Annotated in this window: 13 protein-coding genes and 1 pseudogene; 6 read left to right on the forward strand and 8 right to left on the reverse strand. The window is 60.1% G+C overall.

Features of this window, described 5'->3' with window-relative positions:
* The first annotated feature begins 175 nt into the window (after nt 1-175).
* The gene (locus AAFX91_RS02675) at nt 176-1,117 is read left to right on the forward strand and encodes a Bug family tripartite tricarboxylate transporter substrate binding protein (RefSeq protein ID WP_394565464.1); all 942 of its coding nucleotides are present in this window, start codon (nt 176-178) and stop codon (nt 1,115-1,117) included.
* A 30-nt stretch (nt 1,118-1,147) separates the two neighbouring features.
* Here the strand turns inward: AAFX91_RS02675 and AAFX91_RS02680 are convergent, their stop codons facing one another.
* Nucleotides 1,148-1,789, reverse strand: coding sequence for a class II aldolase/adducin family protein (locus AAFX91_RS02680; RefSeq protein ID WP_130577095.1), 642 nt, complete (start codon nt 1,787-1,789; stop codon nt 1,148-1,150).
* A gap of 99 nt (nt 1,790-1,888) precedes the next feature.
* On the opposite strand from AAFX91_RS02680, the gene AAFX91_RS02685 reads away from it, so the two are divergent.
* The 4 genes from AAFX91_RS02685 (at nt 1,889) to AAFX91_RS02700 (ending at nt 6,006) form a co-directional block, all read left to right on the forward strand.
* The gene (locus tag AAFX91_RS02685; RefSeq protein ID WP_130577096.1) at nt 1,889-2,764 is read left to right on the forward strand and encodes an S-methyl-5'-thioadenosine phosphorylase; all 876 of its coding nucleotides are present in this window, start codon (nt 1,889-1,891) and stop codon (nt 2,762-2,764) included.
* Nucleotides 2,761-3,861 (forward strand): S-methyl-5-thioribose-1-phosphate isomerase, encoded by a 1,101-nt coding sequence (mtnA, locus tag AAFX91_RS02690; RefSeq protein WP_130577097.1) that lies wholly within the window; start codon nt 2,761-2,763, stop codon nt 3,859-3,861. The genes AAFX91_RS02685 and mtnA overlap by 4 nt, the downstream gene beginning before the upstream one ends.
* Nucleotides 3,862-3,929: 68 nt before the next feature.
* Nucleotides 3,930-4,472 (forward strand): tripartite tricarboxylate transporter TctB family protein, encoded by a 543-nt coding sequence (locus AAFX91_RS02695; protein WP_130577098.1) that lies wholly within the window; start codon nt 3,930-3,932, stop codon nt 4,470-4,472.
* Nucleotides 4,473-4,494: 22 nt separating this feature from the next.
* Nucleotides 4,495-6,006 (forward strand): tripartite tricarboxylate transporter permease, encoded by a 1,512-nt coding sequence (locus tag AAFX91_RS02700; RefSeq protein ID WP_394565461.1) that lies wholly within the window; start codon nt 4,495-4,497, stop codon nt 6,004-6,006.
* A gap of 4 nt (nt 6,007-6,010) precedes the next feature.
* Here the strand turns inward: AAFX91_RS02700 and AAFX91_RS02705 are convergent.
* Nucleotides 6,011-7,205 (reverse strand): annotated as a pseudogene (locus AAFX91_RS02705) (CaiB/BaiF CoA transferase family protein).
* 439 nt (nt 7,206-7,644) lie between these two features.
* Here AAFX91_RS02705 and AAFX91_RS02710 point away from each other — a divergent pair.
* Nucleotides 7,645-9,102, forward strand: coding sequence for a hypothetical protein (locus AAFX91_RS02710; protein WP_394565462.1), 1,458 nt, complete (start codon nt 7,645-7,647; stop codon nt 9,100-9,102).
* 15 nt (nt 9,103-9,117) lie between these two features.
* Here the strand turns inward: AAFX91_RS02710 and AAFX91_RS02715 are convergent, their stop codons facing one another.
* The 6 genes from AAFX91_RS02715 to AAFX91_RS02740 all read right to left on the reverse strand — a co-directional run bounded on the left by AAFX91_RS02715 (nt 9,118) and on the right by AAFX91_RS02740 (nt 15,259).
* Nucleotides 9,118-10,335 (reverse strand): glycosyltransferase, encoded by a 1,218-nt coding sequence (locus tag AAFX91_RS02715; RefSeq protein ID WP_130579480.1) that lies wholly within the window; start codon nt 10,333-10,335, stop codon nt 9,118-9,120.
* On the reverse strand, nt 10,332-11,105 hold the full coding sequence (locus AAFX91_RS02720) for a class I SAM-dependent methyltransferase (protein WP_130579479.1): 774 nt from the start codon (nt 11,103-11,105) through the stop codon (nt 10,332-10,334). Before AAFX91_RS02720 ends, AAFX91_RS02715 begins: the two co-directional genes overlap by 4 nt.
* Nucleotides 11,102-12,223 carry a DegT/DnrJ/EryC1/StrS aminotransferase family protein gene (locus tag AAFX91_RS02725; protein ID WP_130579478.1) on the reverse strand — a complete coding sequence of 374 codons (1,122 nt, stop codon included), beginning with the start codon at nt 12,221-12,223 and terminating at the stop codon, nt 11,102-11,104. Before AAFX91_RS02725 ends, AAFX91_RS02720 begins: the two co-directional genes overlap by 4 nt.
* Nucleotides 12,220-12,543 carry a hypothetical protein gene (locus AAFX91_RS02730; RefSeq protein ID WP_245476281.1) on the reverse strand — a complete coding sequence of 108 codons (324 nt, stop codon included), beginning with the start codon at nt 12,541-12,543 and terminating at the stop codon, nt 12,220-12,222. The genes AAFX91_RS02725 and AAFX91_RS02730 overlap by 4 nt, the downstream gene beginning before the upstream one ends.
* Nucleotides 12,544-12,784: 241 nt before the next feature.
* Nucleotides 12,785-13,963: a glycosyltransferase gene (locus tag AAFX91_RS02735; protein WP_394565463.1), complete on the reverse strand. Its 1,179-nt coding sequence runs from the start codon at nt 13,961-13,963 to the stop codon at nt 12,785-12,787.
* Between the two features lie 66 nt (nt 13,964-14,029).
* A complete protein-coding gene (locus AAFX91_RS02740; RefSeq protein ID WP_130579475.1) occupies nt 14,030-15,259 on the reverse strand; it encodes a hypothetical protein in 1,230 nt (409 codons plus the stop codon).
* Nucleotides 15,260-15,989 lie beyond the last annotated feature (730 nt).

Raw genomic sequence — 15,989 nt, forward strand, 5'->3', positions numbered from 1 at the left:
ACAATCTCATCCCAAAGTCAGTAGCAATGTGGCGGTTCGCGGCTTGAACTTCGCGTTCCCAGTCCGCACAATGGCGTCCGCAGGCATGCCCCTGATGTGCCAAATCCAAATAAAGACATAGGGAAGAGACGTGAGACATTTTGCAGGAGCCGCGACCGCTTTGGCGGCCGTTCTTATGACCGCGCCGGCACTTGCTACCTGGGAGCCGACCAAACCGGTCGAGATCGTCGTCGCTGCCGGAGCCGGCGGCGCCTCCGACCAGATGGCGCGCATGATGCAGGCAGCGATCCAGAAGAACAATCTGATGAAGCAGCCGATAGTGGTCTCGCTCAAGGGCGGCGCATCGGGTGCCGAAGCGCTGATGTACATGAAATCGAGCGAGGGTGATCCAAACAAGGTGCTGATCGCCTATTCCCTGATTTACATGCTGCCGCTGTCGGCCAAAATTCCGTTCAACTGGCGTGACCTCACTCCGGTATCGGTAGTCGCGATGGATCAGTTCGTGTTGTGGGACAACGCGTTGGGTCCAAAGACAGTGAAGGAGTTCATTGCGGCGGCGAAGGCTGCATCTTCACCGTTCAAGATGGGCGGCACCGGCTCCAAGCGTGAGGATCATGTACTCACCGTCTTCATGGAGCAGAAGACCGGCGCCAAGTTCTCTTATCTGCCGTACAAGTCCGGCGGAGAGGCGGCGACGCAATTGGTCGGGAATCACACCGAATCCAACGTCAACAATCCCTCTGAGAATCTGGAAGTCTGGCGCGCCGGCCAGGTGCGCGCGCTCTGCGTGTTCGATAAGGAGCGCATCTCCTACAAGACCAAGGTCACCGAAACGCAATCCTGGAACGATATCCCGACCTGCAAGGAAGAGGGGCTCGACGTCCAATACCTGATGCTGCGGGCGATGTTCCTGCCCGGCAAGGTCACGGCCGAGCAGCAGGCATTCTATGTCGACCTGTTCCAGAAAGTGACGCAAACGCCAGAATATAAGGACTATATGGAAAAGCAGGCGCTGAAGCCGATCTTCCTCACCGGCAAGGACATGGTGCAGTTCCTTGAGGAAGACGACAAGCTCAATGCCTCGCTGATGAACGAAGCGGGCTTCGTCGCGAAGTAGCGCGTCTCGGCAGCAGTCGGATTTCCGGTCTCATTTCTCCGCATGGCCGTAGCCGGCCATGCGGATACGGACATTTTCGATCTCTTCGGTAGGCAGCAGGCGCGGTTTCCCGATCTGCAGGCAGCCGTGATACTGCCGCGCCAGCGTTTCGACCTCGACCGCAAGCCACATGGCTCTCGCAAGCGATGGCCCGACGGCGATCATGCCGTGATGTTCGAGCAGGCAGGCCAGCCTTCCATCAAGCGCCTTGACGGCATGCGCCGAAAGTTCCTGCGTGCCGAATGTCGCGTATGGCGCGCAGCGGATCGTGTCGCCGCCGGCGCAAGCGACCATGTAGTGGATCGGCGGGATCTCCAGGCCCATGATGGCGAGGACCGTGCAATAGATGGGATGGGTATGAACCACGGCGTTCACGTCCGGGCGAGCGCGCAGGATATCCAAGTGGAAGCGCCATTCGCTCGATGGCCGCTGCTCTGGATCAAATGAACCGTCGAGGCCCATATAGACGATCTGCTCGGGCCGCATCGTCTCATAGGGTACGCTGGTCGGGGTGATCAGCAGGCCACCCTCGTGCCGCAGGCTGATGTTGCCCGAGGTGCCCTGGTTGATGCCGAGCGCATTCATGCGCAGGCAGGCATCTATGATGGATTGGCGTTTTTCCTTGTCGTTCATGGTTAACCTATCAAACGCCGTTTATGGCCTCGGAGAATGCTTGATTATTGCGTCGCAGTATAGTCGAACATTGCCTCGAAAGTCTGATCGGGAGAGGCCATGACCAGCGCTGTGCTAGGCATTATCGGCGGATCCGGCATCTACGACTTGCCGGGTCTTGAAAACGTCCGCGAGGAGGCGATCAGGAGCCCCTGGGGCGAGCCCTCCGCGCCACTTCGCTTTGGCACCATTGCCGGCCTGCCGATCGTGTTCCTGCCGCGGCACGACAAGGGGCACCGCCTGTCTCCCTCCGACATCAACTACCGAGCCAATATCGATGTCCTGAAGCGGGCAGGGGTCACCGACCTCGTATCGCTGTCGGCTTGCGGCTCGTTCAAGGAGGAACTGCCACCTGGCACTTTCGTGATCATCGATCAATTCGTGGACCGCACCTATAAGCGCGAAAGCTCGTTCTTCGGCAAAGGCTGCGTCGCCCATGTCTCGATGGCGCATCCGGTGTCGCCGCGCCTGCGCATTCATTTGGCAGCCGCCGCAGAGGCCGAAGGCATTCCGTTCGCGCGCGGCGGCACTTATCTGTGCATGGAAGGTCCGCAGTTCTCGAGCCTTGCCGAAAGTCTGACGTACAAGGAACTCGGCTACTCGGTGATCGGCATGACCAACATGCCTGAGGCGAAGCTCGCTCGCGAAGCGGAGATTTGCTACGCGAGCGTCGCGATGGTGACCGACTTCGATTGCTGGCATCCGGATCACGATGCGGTGACCGTGCAGGACATCATTCGCGTGCTTAGTTCGAATGCCGAGAAGGCCAAGGCGCTAGTGGCGCGGCTGGCAAAGGATTTTCCGCGCGAGCATGAGCCGTGTCCAATCGGCTCAGATCGCGCGCTTGAGACCGCGCTGATCACGGCCCCCGAGGCGCGCGATCCGGAACTGCTCAAGAAGCTTGATGCGGTGGCGGCACGGGTACTGCGCTCATGAAGGTCGACGGCCGACATTTTCGCACCATCTGGCTTGAGCCTGACCGCTGGTCCGTCGGCGCCATCGATCAGCGACGGCTGCCACATGAATTTATCATCGCGCGTTTAGTTAGCGCCGAGGAGGCTGCGGACGCGATCCGAACCATGCTGGTCCGTGGTGCGCCCCTTATCGGCGCCACCGCCGCTTACGGCATGGCGCTGGCCATGCACGCTGATCCGTCTGACGCGGCCCTGGATCGCGCGTACAAGCTGCTGATCGCGACGCGGCCAACCGCGATCAATCTGAAATGGGCGCTCGACCAGATGGCGGCTGCGCTTCGTCCGCTTGCGCCTTCCGTCCGCGGCGAGGCGGCTTACAAGCGTGCCGGCGAGATCGCCAATGAGGACGTCGGGATCAACCAGGCGATCGGTAGCCACGGCCTCGAAGTGATCGAGGCGATTGCTGCCACCAAGAAAGCCGGCGACACCGTCAACATTTTGACGCACTGCAACGCGGGCTGGCTGGCTACCGTCGACTGGGGGACGGCGACGGCGCCGATCTACCGGGCTCATGACATGGGGCTCAATGTCCATGTCTGGGTCGACGAAACGCGTCCGCGCAATCAGGGGGCCTCGCTCACGGCCTGGGAACTGGGTCACCATGGCGTCCCGCATACCGTAATTCCCGATAACACCGGGGGCCATCTGATGCAGCACGGCATGGTCGATCTGGCGATTGTTGGAACCGACCGGGTCGCAGCCAATGGCGATGTCTGCAACAAGATCGGTACCTACCTGAAGGCGCTCGCCGCGCGCGATAACGGCGTGCCATTCTATGTTGCACTGCCGTCGCCGACCATCGACTTTAGTATCAAGGATGGCCGAGAGATTCCGATCGAACAGCGTGCAGCAAGCGAAGTGACGCATATGAGCGGGCGCACGGCGGACGGGCGAATTGAGATCGTGCGTGTGGTCCCAGAGGGCTCGCCGATCGCCAATTACGGCTTTGACGTCACGCCGGCGCGCCTCGTCACTGGCTTGATTACCGAACGCGGCGTGCTCCGGCCCGATCATGCTGCACTTGCGAGCGCGTTCCCGGAGCGGACTGGTACGCGCTGAGCGCTGCATTGACGCCGGTTGCGTCAGCACGTATCCACGCTGGAGCGCCTGCCTGAGCCGTCCGCCTCATGTCTAATACCGATATTGAAATCGTCGTCGACGATCCGACTGCGCCCGAAGCTAATTCGCCTGCGGTGACCAGCAATCGCGCCGTGGACGCTGTCGTGTCGCTCGTGTTGCTCGCGCTTGCCGTCACGCTCGGATGGGATAATTTGCGCACCGGCGCGGCCTGGGATGCGACGGGCCCTGAGCCGGGCTACTTCCCGTTCTACCTCTCGATCATTCTTGGCGGCGCCAGCCTCTACGGTCTGTTTGTGGCGATGTTCTCGCGCAGGGAGGATTCCGAGACCTTCGTGACGCAAGCACAGCTTCGCCGGGTCATGGCGGTGTTCGTGCCGACGGTCTTGTTCTGCCTCGCCACGCAATTCCTTGGGCTCTATGTTGCGAGCTTCCTTTTGATCTCCGGCTTCATGCGCTTTGTCGGCAAGATCGCGGCGTGGAAGTCTCTGCTCACCGCTTTCATCTTCACCGCCGCGATGTTCGTGACGTTTGACATCGCCTTCGACGTCATCATGCCGAAGGGGCCGCTCGAGGCGGCTCTCGGCTACTAATCGATCGGCGGGACTTTCGGTCATGGAAGCTTTTGGCCTGCTCCTTCACGGCTTCGCCGTTCTCCTCACCTGGAAAACGCTGTTACTGATGATGGTCGGGCTTGTGCTCGGAATTTTCGTCGGCGTACTGCCTGGGCTTGGTGGGCCGAATGGCGTCGCGATCCTGCTGCCGCTGACGTTCACGATGGACCCGACCTCGGCCATCGTGATGCTATCGTGCATCTACTGGGGCGCACTGTTCGGCGGCGCCATTACCTCGATCCTCTTCAACATTCCCGGCGAAGCCTGGTCTGTGGCGACCACGTTTGACGGCTATCCGATGGCGCAGCAGGGCAGGGCGGCGGAAGCACTGACAGCGGCCTTTACCTCGTCCTTCATAGGCTCGCTGGTCGCGGTACTCCTGATCACATTCCTGGCGCCGATGATCTCGTCATTCGCGCTGAAGTTCGGGCCGCCGGAATTCTTTGCAGTCTATCTCCTCACGTTTTGCTCGTTCGTCGGCCTTGGCCGCGAGGCCAAGCACAAGACCGTCATCTCGATGTCGCTTGGCCTCCTGCTGGCCGGCGTCGGTATGGACACCGTATCCGGCCAGCTCCGCATGACCTTTGGCTCTACCGAGCTGCTCCGCGGCATCAACTTCCTGGTCGCGGTCATCGGTTTGTTCGGCATCAGCGAAATCCTGCTGACAATGGAAGAGCGTCTGGCGCTGCGCGGCCACGCCGCCGGCATCAGCCTGCGCGTGGTGCTGTCGGTCTGGAGAGACCTGCCGAAATACTGGGTGACGCTGGTGCGTTCGTCCTTCATCGGTTGCTGGCTTGGAATCACGCCGGGTGGCGCGATCGCCGCCTCGTTCATGGGTTACAACCTCGCCAAACGCTTTGCCAAGAACCAGGACAGTTTTGGCAAGGGCCGTATCGAGGGCGTATTCGCGCCGGAGACGGCGGCGCATGCGTCCGGCACCTCGGCGCTGCTTCCGATGCTTGCGCTTGGAATTCCCGGATCGGGAACCGCCGCCATCCTGCTCGGTGGCTTGATGGTGTGGGGTCTCAATCCGGGTCCGCTCTTGTTCGTCGAACACAAGGATTTCGTCTGGGGCCTGATCGCCTCGATGTATCTCGGCAACGTCGTTGGCCTAGTCCTGGTGCTGACGACGGTGCCGATCTTCGCCTCGATCCTGCGCGTGCCGTTTGCGGCGGTTGCGCCGATGATCGTGGTGTCCTGCGCGATCGGCGCCTACGCGATCCAGAACGCGATGTTCGACATCTGGCTGATGCTGGGCTTTGGCGTGGTGGGTTACGTCTTCAAGAAGATTGGCATTCCTCTGGCGCCGTTCACGCTCGCGTTAGTGCTCGGCAACCGTGCCGAGGATGCGTTCCGGCTATCGATGATCGGTTCCGGCGGCGATATGAAGGTGTTCTGGTCGAACGGGCTCGTCGGTTCGATCACGACGCTCGCAATCGTCCTGTTGTTCTGGCCCTTGATCGACAAGGCGCTTAGCGGCGCCACCCGACGGCTGCGGCCGGCGAAGGCGTAAAGCCTTATACGACCTTGCGCTGTCTGAGCTCGGCGATCTCATCTTTGCTGAAGCCGAACTCCGCCAGCACTTCGTCGGTCTGCTCGCCAAATTCCGGCGGGCGCGCCGCCATGGTGCTTGGCGTCCGCGAGAGCGTCACCGGCTGGCTCACCAGTCGGATGTGCCGGTTCTCTGTGTTCGGCACGTCCCGGGCGATGCCGAGATGTTTCACTTGCGCATCCTCGAACATCTGGTCGATGGAATAGATCGGGCCACAGGGCACGCCGGCTGCGTTCAGCTCGCTCACCCAGGTCCTCGGTGGATTTCTTCTGTGTCAGCTCGTTGATCTTCGCATTGAGCGCGTCGCGGTTCTTGGAACGCGCCGGCGCCGTGGCATAGTCGGGATCGCTGATGAGTTCGGGAGCCCCGATCGCCTGTGCGCAGCGTTCCCAGATGCGTCCGCCTGTCGTGGCGATGTTGATGTAACCATCCGACGTCTTGAACACGCCCGTGGGAATCGACGTCGGGTGGTTGTTCCCTGCCTGCTGCGCCACTTCCTTTTCCATCAGCCAGCGCGCGGCCTGGAAATCCAGCATGAAGATCTGCGCCTGCAACAGCGAGGTCTGTACCCATTGACCCTCACCCGATACGTCGCGTTCCAGGAGCGCCGTGAGGATGCCGATCGCGCAGAACAGGCCGGCTGCAAGGTCGGCAACGGGAATACCGACCCGCATTGGGCCGCCGCCGGGCGCGCCGGTCACTGACATCAGTCCGCCCATGCCCTGCGCAATCTGATCGAACCCCGGGCGTTTGTGGTAGGGCCCGTCCTGGCCGAAGCCGGAGATGCTACCATAGACAATGCGCGGATTGATTTGGCGGAGACTCTCGTAGTCGATGCCGAGCTTGGCTTTGACATCAGGCCGGAAATTCTCAACCACAACGTCAGCCTGTTCGGCCAGCCGCTTGAATACTTCGAGACCTTTTGGATCCTTGAGATTGAGCGTCATCGCGCGCTTGTTGCGGTGCAAGTTCTGGAAGTCCGAGCCATGCCGTGGGCCGCCCGGTTGCTCGCCGCCAGCGTCCTCCGTCAAGGCATCGATCTTGATGACATTGGCGCCCCAGTCCGCGAGCTGCCGCACACAGGTGGGGCCGGAGCGGACGCGGGTGAGGTCGAGAACGGTGAATCGGGACAGGGCTTGCGATGCATGCGGGACGGGCATTACGGGGGGCTCCGGATCGAACGGCGACGCTACAATAGCGCCGGACAACCTCCCGGCAAGGTCCGCCTCCCGCCGGCAACGGCATGGCGGACTTGATGTTTTGAGTGGGTTGGCGGGGATCGTGCAGGAAAGCGGCCGGGATCCGTTTTAGGGACACCCGCAAGGCTGGGTGCACTTTCCATATCCGGGTGGCCACTCCGCGCCAGTTGGCCTCTGTGGCCCGTTGTGGGCTGTGAGAGCCAGCTTGCCGCATGTTTCGGCACGAGGGCCAAGTATCGACATCCCATCGGGTTGCTGCTAGCCCCTCTGTACGCTAAAGAGGTCCCCGGACTTGATCGAAGAGCCAAACGCGCGCGGCAGAGAGAATGTCCCCGCGGGCATTTCGCCCCCGACCCGGGCACGAAGACTGCTTGCGGGTTGGTCCGCCAGCATTTTCCAGATGGTGCTCGGGATCATCCAGCAGGTCGCGCTGGTTCCTGTCTTTCTGCATTTCTGGAGCGGCGAGGAGCTGGCCGCCTGGTTCGTCATCTATGCGATCGGCAACCTTGTGCTGGTCGCAGATGGCGGCCTGCAGCTTCGTGCCATCAACCGCTTCTTCTCATTCAAGTCCAGCGTTGATTGCGACGGCCGCACCGCGACATTCTATGCTGCGATAATGCGACTCTACCTTTGGCTTAGCGTCGTGCTCGTCGGTCTGGTGCTGGCAGCGGTGCTGGCTGTTTCGCCGTCCACGGTGTTCCGGTTCGAGGCGATCGAGAATTTCGATGCTGCCTTTGTGGCGATGACGGCGGGTATGCTGCTCACGCTTCCGGCGGGTCTGGTGTCGGCACTCTATCGGGCGCGGGGCCTGTACGGCCGCGCTGTCTGGTTGCAGAGCTTCGGAACGCTGATCGGACAGGTCGCGCAGTTGGTTGCGATCGCTGCGACAGCAAGCTTGTTTGCCGTCACGTTCGCCTATGTCGCGATGCAGATATTGATTGCGGTCTATCTGATCACCATCGATGCGCCGCGCTTGCATCCATTCCTGCGCAAGGCGCGGGGCAGACGTCCGATACGCTGGATGGTCGGTCAGCTACGCAAGGCGGCGCCGTTCGGAATCGCTGGCGCGACCGAGCTGGCGCTGATGAACCTCCCGGTGCTCCTGGTCAGCGCGCTGGTGGCCGATCGCGTCGCTGTCGCACAATGGGGGTTGATCCGCGTTGCGGCTGGGCTATTGCGGGCGCTCTGCCTGCAGGTGACTCTTCCGCTGGCTGCTGAACTCGGCCACGACTATGCTGTTGGTGCGACCGAACGGTTGCGCGTGCTCTATGCCCGCGGTTCGGTATTTGTGGCGGTGCTCGCTAGTGCGGTCGTGTCGGGACTGTTGCCGTTTTGGCCTGATTTCTTCGTGCTCTGGACCCGCGGCGCCATTCCCTACGATCCGTTGCTGGCAAAGACGATGCTGATCGGCACCAGCGTGGCCGCGCCCGCGATCCTGGCGCTAAGCTATGCCAATTACAGCAACCGGGCCGATCTTCTTGTACGCAGCAAGGGGCTGCAGCTCATTGTCTTTCTCGTCTTATCGCTGCTGCTGATCCCGCAACTGGGCCCGCTGGGCGCGGCGGCTGCGATCGTAGCGAGCGATCTCCTGGTTCAGTTCGGCCTGTTGACGCTTGTCATCATGCGTCAAACGCTCAAGCACCCGTTCCGTCACCTGATGTTTCTGGCGGGGGTCATGGGTGCGACGATAGTGGCTGGATGGGGGTTGGGAATTATGATCCGTTCCACGATACCCTGGACTGGCATGCAGCGCTTCGTCGCGGAATGTGCGATCTGGCTGGCGGTTGCAGGAGTGGCGGCGATCCCCCTGCTGATTGGAAATATCCGCGCAAAGACAATCGCGATTATTTCCCGATAGGAACGCGTGCGGTCCTCAATAGATCCGAGGGTAGCGGCGGTATCGAAGTCTCAGAAGGTGTTGCGCGAACTCGCGATGTCCGTCGTGGATCTGGCGCGCAAAATATTCGAGCCTCTCTTTGCCCGCGGTGGCGAGCCGGGCACGTTCCTCGGGTAGGCTGGCCTTGACGATGGCTTCTGCCAGCGAAGCGGGATTGTCGTAATCGAACAGAATGGCGGCATCGCCGGCTTGCGCCTCGAAGTCTTCGGGATAGATCACGGGCGTGCCAACCGACCAGGCTTCGAGCGGCGGCAGATTGGTCGGACCGAAGTAGCTTGCCATCACCAGTGCTGCTGCGTTGCGATAGAGCGGGGCGAGTTCGATAGAGGGAACAAAGCCGAGGATACGCACGCGGTCGCCAAGGCCGAGTTGCGCGGCTAAGGCTTCGATTGCGTTACGCGAACCGCGATCCGATCCGCATAGCACCAGCGTTGTCTGTATCCCGTGCTTCTGCAGCAAACTCATCGCCAGCAGGATGGTTGCGTGATTCTTATGAGACCAGAACTGGGCGGGGTAGAAGAGATAACCGGGCTCTAGGCCGTACTTTCGCAGGATCGCGGCGTCCGCGTCCGTTTGCTCGCCAGCCGAAATCGAGCGTGCCACATAGGGTGATGGCGAAAACGGGATACAAACCGCGCGATCCTGTTCCATCGCGTAGCGACGGCACAGCGCATCAATCACCTCTTTGGCGTTGGCGACGACCAAAGCCGCCTTGGTGCTGGCGCTGCGAAAGACGATTTCGCGACGTTCGAACTCGGCGAATTCACGCGCCTCGTCGAATTCCGGCGAATCGCGATGGCAACCGTCGAATATCGTGATGATGAAAGGCAGCTTGTAGAGCACGAGTTGCCAGTTCGATGTCGTCAGGAAATAGACGATATCGACATGCTCCCGGATCAGCCGCTTCTCCAAGGGCGGGCATAAGTGCAACGCGTACTGCAGGAGGTCGAACCACCCGCAATATTTCAGGAACAGGAACAGCCGGTCGAACCAACCAATCCGCAACAGCGTGGCCTCGATGCCGAGTTCGGACAGGATGGCGATGTTGTTGGGCTGGGTGGTGAAGACGGTCACGTCAATATCGACTGTCTTCGCCCAGCCGCGGAGCCATGCGATATCGCTAAGCCCTTGCTGGAAGCCGCCGCCGACCTCGAGTGGCAACTCCAGCACGACGCCAACGTGAAACTGCTTCACAGTTGAACCGTCTTTTTCCTGGCGATGGAATAAGCCGCCCAGTCTCGCGAGTTCGGCGGGCTGGTCGTCGACAGCCACGCATAGTGACCGATTGGCTCGAAACCGGTCGCGCCGAGAAGCGCCTCGACCTCGAACGGAAACCAGTAGCGGAGGTAGTGTGCTTCGTCGATCCGATGGATCGTCGATTGCGCAATGTCCTCGCAGAACAGCGTGTAGTTGACCTGAACGGTCGCGCTGGCCTCATTATGGTTGGACTGGGCGATCCGGGTGATGCGCAGCGGCGCGCGTTCAACGACCTTGACGCGGGTTTCAACGCTTTGCGCGAGTACGGCGCCGCCATACCAATAGTCGAACAGGAGAATACCGCCCGGCTTGAGTGCGATGGCTGCACTCGCCAGCATGTTCTGAAGTCTTCCCCGGCTGGTCTGGTAGCTCGCCACATGGAACAGGGCGACCGCGGCGTCGAAATCCCGCTCCGGGCCGGATTCGCAGACGTCCCCCTGCCGAAATCGAACGTGTTCCGAACCGCCTCCCGTACGCGCCTCGGCCCGGCGGATCATGTCTGCGCTGATGTCGACACCGGTGACTGTCCATCCCATGCGCGCGAACTCATGGGCGTGCACGCCGGTGCCGCAACCGAGATCGAGCAACGTACCGGGTGTAGCGCCATGACGACGGAGTTGCACGTCCACAAAGGATGCTTCCGCGGCATAATCCTTGTCCTGATAGAGCAGGTCATACCACGGCGCGTAGCGTTCGAAGGCGCTCAAGCAAGGATCTCCTTCAGCGCCTGTGCGGATCGCACCATCTGGTCGTCCGTCAATCCAAGGCCGCTCGGAAGATAGAAGCCGCGGCGCGCGATCCGTTCCGCGTGAGGATGCGAGTCGCTCGCGAACAGGCCGGCTCTGCGCAGGACGGGCTGTTCATGCATGCACCAAAAGAAGGGACGGGTGCCGATGCCCTTGCCGGCGAGCCGGCGCATCGCTTCCTTGGCGTCGAACTCGACCGCGTCTTTCAGGACGACGCCATACACCCAATAGATGTTGTCAGCGTAGTTGGTACGGGGGATAGGGCGCCGGATCAGATCGACCCCTTCCAGAAGCTCGTCATAGCGTCGGCCGGTCCGGCGCTTGATGTCGATCATCTCGCCTAGCCGCTCGGTCTGGGCGACGCCGAGAGCGGCCTGCAGGTTGGTCATGCGCGCGTTCCATCCAAGCTCGTCATGGACAAAGCGCTGCTCGGGCTTGAAGCAGAGATTGCGGAGACTGCGCAGCCGGTCGGCGAGTTGCGCGTCATCGGTCAGGATCATCCCCCCTTCGCCTGTCGTGACGTGCTTATTCGGATAGAAGCTGAACGTGCTCACGTCTCCAAAACTGCCGCAGGGCTGGCCGCGATAAGTCTGGCCGTGCATCTCGGCGGCGTCCTCGATCACGCGAAGGTCATGCTTGCGCGCAAGCTCAAGGATCGGGTCGAGATCGACCGGCAGGCCATAGATATGCACCACCATGATCGCGCGGGTTCTTGGCGTGATCGCCGCTTCCACTGCGTCCGCAGTCATGTTCCAGGTGTTCGGATCGCAGTCGACCACGACGGGAACAAGTCCGGCGCGGACCACCGCGGATGCGCAACTGATGATCGTAAACGTCGGAATGATGACTTCGCTGCCCGGCTCGAGCGAGAGCGCGTGAACGGCAATATCGAGCGCAACGGATCCGTTGGTGACGGCGACGCCGTGACGGCGTCCCGCGATCTGCGCCATAGCCGACTCAAAGCGTGGAATGAACGGACCTTCGGAAGATATCCATCCGGTGCGAACGCACTCGGCCAGATATTCAGCTTCGTTTCCGTTCAGGAGTGGGGTGTTGACTGGAACGAAATCCTGCGTCACGCAATCGGACCCTTGATCCGCTTCACCACAGCCGGCGCCTCGGGGAAGCGCGTCTTGTCGCCTTCGCCCGCATAGGGACCCTGCTTGATTTCAATCATCTCAAGCGGTTCCAGCACCTCGAATCCATGGGCGCCGCTGCAAAGAAGAATGATGTCTCCGGCCGAGAGCACGCGGCTCTCCAGATATTCTTCGCTCTCGGTGTAGAAGTCGACCTGCAGCTTGCCTTTCTGGATCACCAGCACTTCCTGGGTGTAGTGAACCTCGCGCGTCACCTTGTTGTGCCGATGCGGAGCAATGCTCTTGCCCTTTGGGTGGCTCATATAGGCAAGCTGCTGCGACAATTCAGGCGTGGAGAAAAATGTGATCCCCGGTTCCCGAAAGGAGGCGCGAACAATGATCGCGTAAAGCTGATCGTTAAAGCGACAGTGTTCGACGCTATCCATCGGCCGGCCGAAAAAGGTGAGTAAAATCAACCGCAAAGCGGCTATTTTGAGGGCAATGTGGCTGCTTTGCCCCCCGGCGTCAAGGAAATATTCCGTCCATCCTGTCGCGGCGGAGGGCTCACGAATTTTCGACGGCTGCCAGGATTCCGCGGGTTCGTTCGCGGTAATTGTGCGCCGTCAGCGTACGGCGCTGACCGGCAGCAGCGATCTCCTTTCGCGCCGCATCGTCGGCGAGATATCGCTCGATCTTTTCAATGCAGTCGTCGATCGAGCGCCACGCCACGACTTCGCGGCCCGGGTCGAACAGCGTGTGCAGATTCTCCTTGAGGTCGGTGAGCAGAAACGTGCCGACGCCGGTCGCTTCGAACAGCCGCACATTTCCGGCCTCCTGGCCGGCCATGTCGATGTGGGAGTTCAGCGTGATGCGCGAGCGCCGTAGCGCCTGATACATCTCAGTGCCCCAGGCTTCGCCTTGAAAACGGCGATGCAGGGGAGAGGAGGCGGGGAGGCCTGGCGCGATATTGCCGAACAGTTTGAGGTCGTAGCGCGCGGCAACCGCCTCCAATAGTGCGATCCGTTGCTGATGATCGGCTGAGACGGTGCCGACGAAGGAGATGTCGACATCCTGCGCCGGCGCCGGAGGTAACGCATCGAGGATGGCGGGCTCGAAGGCGAGATGGCTGACCTCGGCGCGGACGCCCTGGCCTCGGAAAAACTCGACCGTGGCGACCAGTTGGGAGATCAACAGGTCATAAACCCGCCAGTCCTCGCCACGGGTCGGCGAAATCCCGATCTGGCCGACCAGTTTAGGCTTGCCAATTCCCTTGATGCGACGCATCAGCGGGGTATCGATGTGAAACGTATCCTGGTTCAGCACCAGATCCGGCCTGAAATCCTCGATCTGGGCGAGCAGGATTTTTTCTGCCTGTGCGTCGAGCTTTGGGCTGAGTCCAATCTTGCGAGCGAACGGCCTCAACATCGGCTTGAACGGCGCGACCGCCTGCAGCAGCCAAGCAGGAAGCCTGTTGCTGGCGCCCATGGCCGGCTCGGAGACTGCCACGGCCATGCCATGCTCCCGCGTCCAGGCTGCCTGCAGCCAGGGGTTATTGACGTGGATCTCCGCTGCGGAGTGGCTCAGCGCGGCGAAATTCCTCGAGTAGAAGTCGGCGACACCGAACAGGCTGTTGTTGCGTGCGGCCATTTGCGTGGCGTAGGACGCATTCGCAAGGCCAGCCTCGCGGCGATAGAGCCAGGCCAGGAAGCTCGGGTAGTCCGCATTGAGTATCAGGATACGCATGATTTGCTGGATGCGCGGGACACGACGCGTCGAGCCGGTCGCGCGGAATCGAGTTTCTCCTCAGCACTATTCGCTGACGGAATGAAGGTTGTGCGGCGTAATGTACCAAAGCAGATACAGGATCGCCAGACCATGCGTTAGCAAGACAGTCGACAGCGGGACGTTGAGCAGGACCTGAGCCACGATCGCGCTTGAGGTGAGAATAAAGCGCGGCGGGAATCCCGCAGACAGCCGGCTCCCCAGAGCAATGATCAATCCGCACAGGAAAATGGCAACTGGAGCAAGATAGGGGCCCGCCGACGCAATGCCTTCAGTAGCAAACAACGAGGCATTGAAGAAACCAAGGTGGTAGGTTTGCTGCATCAGCACGGACAGCGGCTCTTGATACGCGCATGACACAAAAGGTTTGATGATCCAAATTTGGCAGAAGTGGGTAAAGCCGTGGGTTGAAAAATAGTGGCTGTAGAAGTCCAAGGCCGTGGACGGTATCGCAATCATTCGAAAGTTCACGAGCAGAAAGTAGGACGTGGCTCCGAACATCACAAGGAGGATTCCGGAGAGCGTCGGCAGAAGCAACGAAAGGACTATAGATGTTCTGGCTTCGAGGAGCGAGGCCAACAGCGCCATGAAGATAAGCCAAAATGGCGCGAACAGGGCCACCTTTGCCAGAGTGATAGGATAAAGAAGAAGCAAGAGCAATAGAGCAGCTGTCGCGCCCCAACGGTTCCTGCGCTCGAGAAAAGCCGCGAACGCGAATGGTAGAAGGACGGTCGAGTTGATCGAAAGTAGATACCTTAGTGGGCTCGGAAAATTGAGATCGTTTCGGAAGTCATAAATTGATAAAACGCTCACTAGCCTGAAGTTGTAGTAGGCGCCAGCCGCCACTGTGACTGCGGCGACCAGGAGTATGAAAGTTAATGCCGTGTCGCTACCCCGCTTTGAGAGCACAAACGTCTGTTTGATGGGCGACGAAATGAATAAGGCAGGAAGAACAAACGCAAATGTGGAGGCCGCAACAGAGGCCCCGTACAGTATGTGGTCATAGTTTAGGTCTGAAAAAGAATTCAGCCACATGTACCCGAGCGCCATCATGTAAAGGTAGAATGCGATGACGTAGCCAAAGCTGATACGCGCCAGGCAAAAAAGAATCGCGAAGGGTGCCACAATCCCTGCGCAAAGAATTGCGGTCAGCAAGTTGTTCGCATCATACCGTATATGAAAGGCGGCGGGATCTAACTTGGCCGGATCAAGTAACGGGACAATCGACTTGACCTTTGCGATAGCAACGAGATTCAAGCATTGAATTGCGATTTGAGCGCTCAATAGGACAAACAAACCATAGAAAGCGCACTTATGAGTGAGCACCAAATGAACTTTGCTGATTCTGGTCTGACCATGGAGCATGGGCTTGAAAGCAATCGGTTGCGAGTGGCTAGCAGTCGAACTAGTGTCGTTCTTGCATCCTATCAGCTTCGCTAACATGGCAGAAGACGGAGTAAGCTTCTAGGTGTGCTCAAGTATTCTGATGTGAGCCGATGGATACTGAAGAACTGTACCGGTAGGTCGGAGCAAATACCAGTGCAATCAGGCGGAGCTTTGGTTCTAGAGTATACGCGCACGGCCACCTCGATCGCCGTCGTTCCAGATGGAGAAACCATGTGAGTAGGCATACAATCGTCTCCGAACTCGCCCGCCTGTAGGGGGTAACTTTCAAAATTGTCTGTGCCATGTGATCTGAGTAGGGAAAGGAGCAATCTCAACGGCGCAAACTGTGAGATGTGAAGGCCGACTCTCCCGACAGAAGGGGTCGTAGTTCAGGTCTGTGAAGCAATTGAGCCAGAGATACTCGATACCGCTGTCTTCAGGTGGAAGCCTACAAAATATCCGATCGTAGGGTGCGAAAGTGAAGCTGATTCCGACAAGCGCGTAAGCCGGAATGATAGCGATCGTGAAATGGACCCCGATTGTGGGACCACGTGCTTAGTTGGAAGGGGCTGCTCCGTTTGATAGACGGAGCGCATGATGA

The organism is Bradyrhizobium sp. 31Argb, assembly GCF_043638955.1.
In the GTDB taxonomy this organism is placed as follows: Bacteria; Pseudomonadota; Alphaproteobacteria; order Rhizobiales; family Xanthobacteraceae; genus Bradyrhizobium.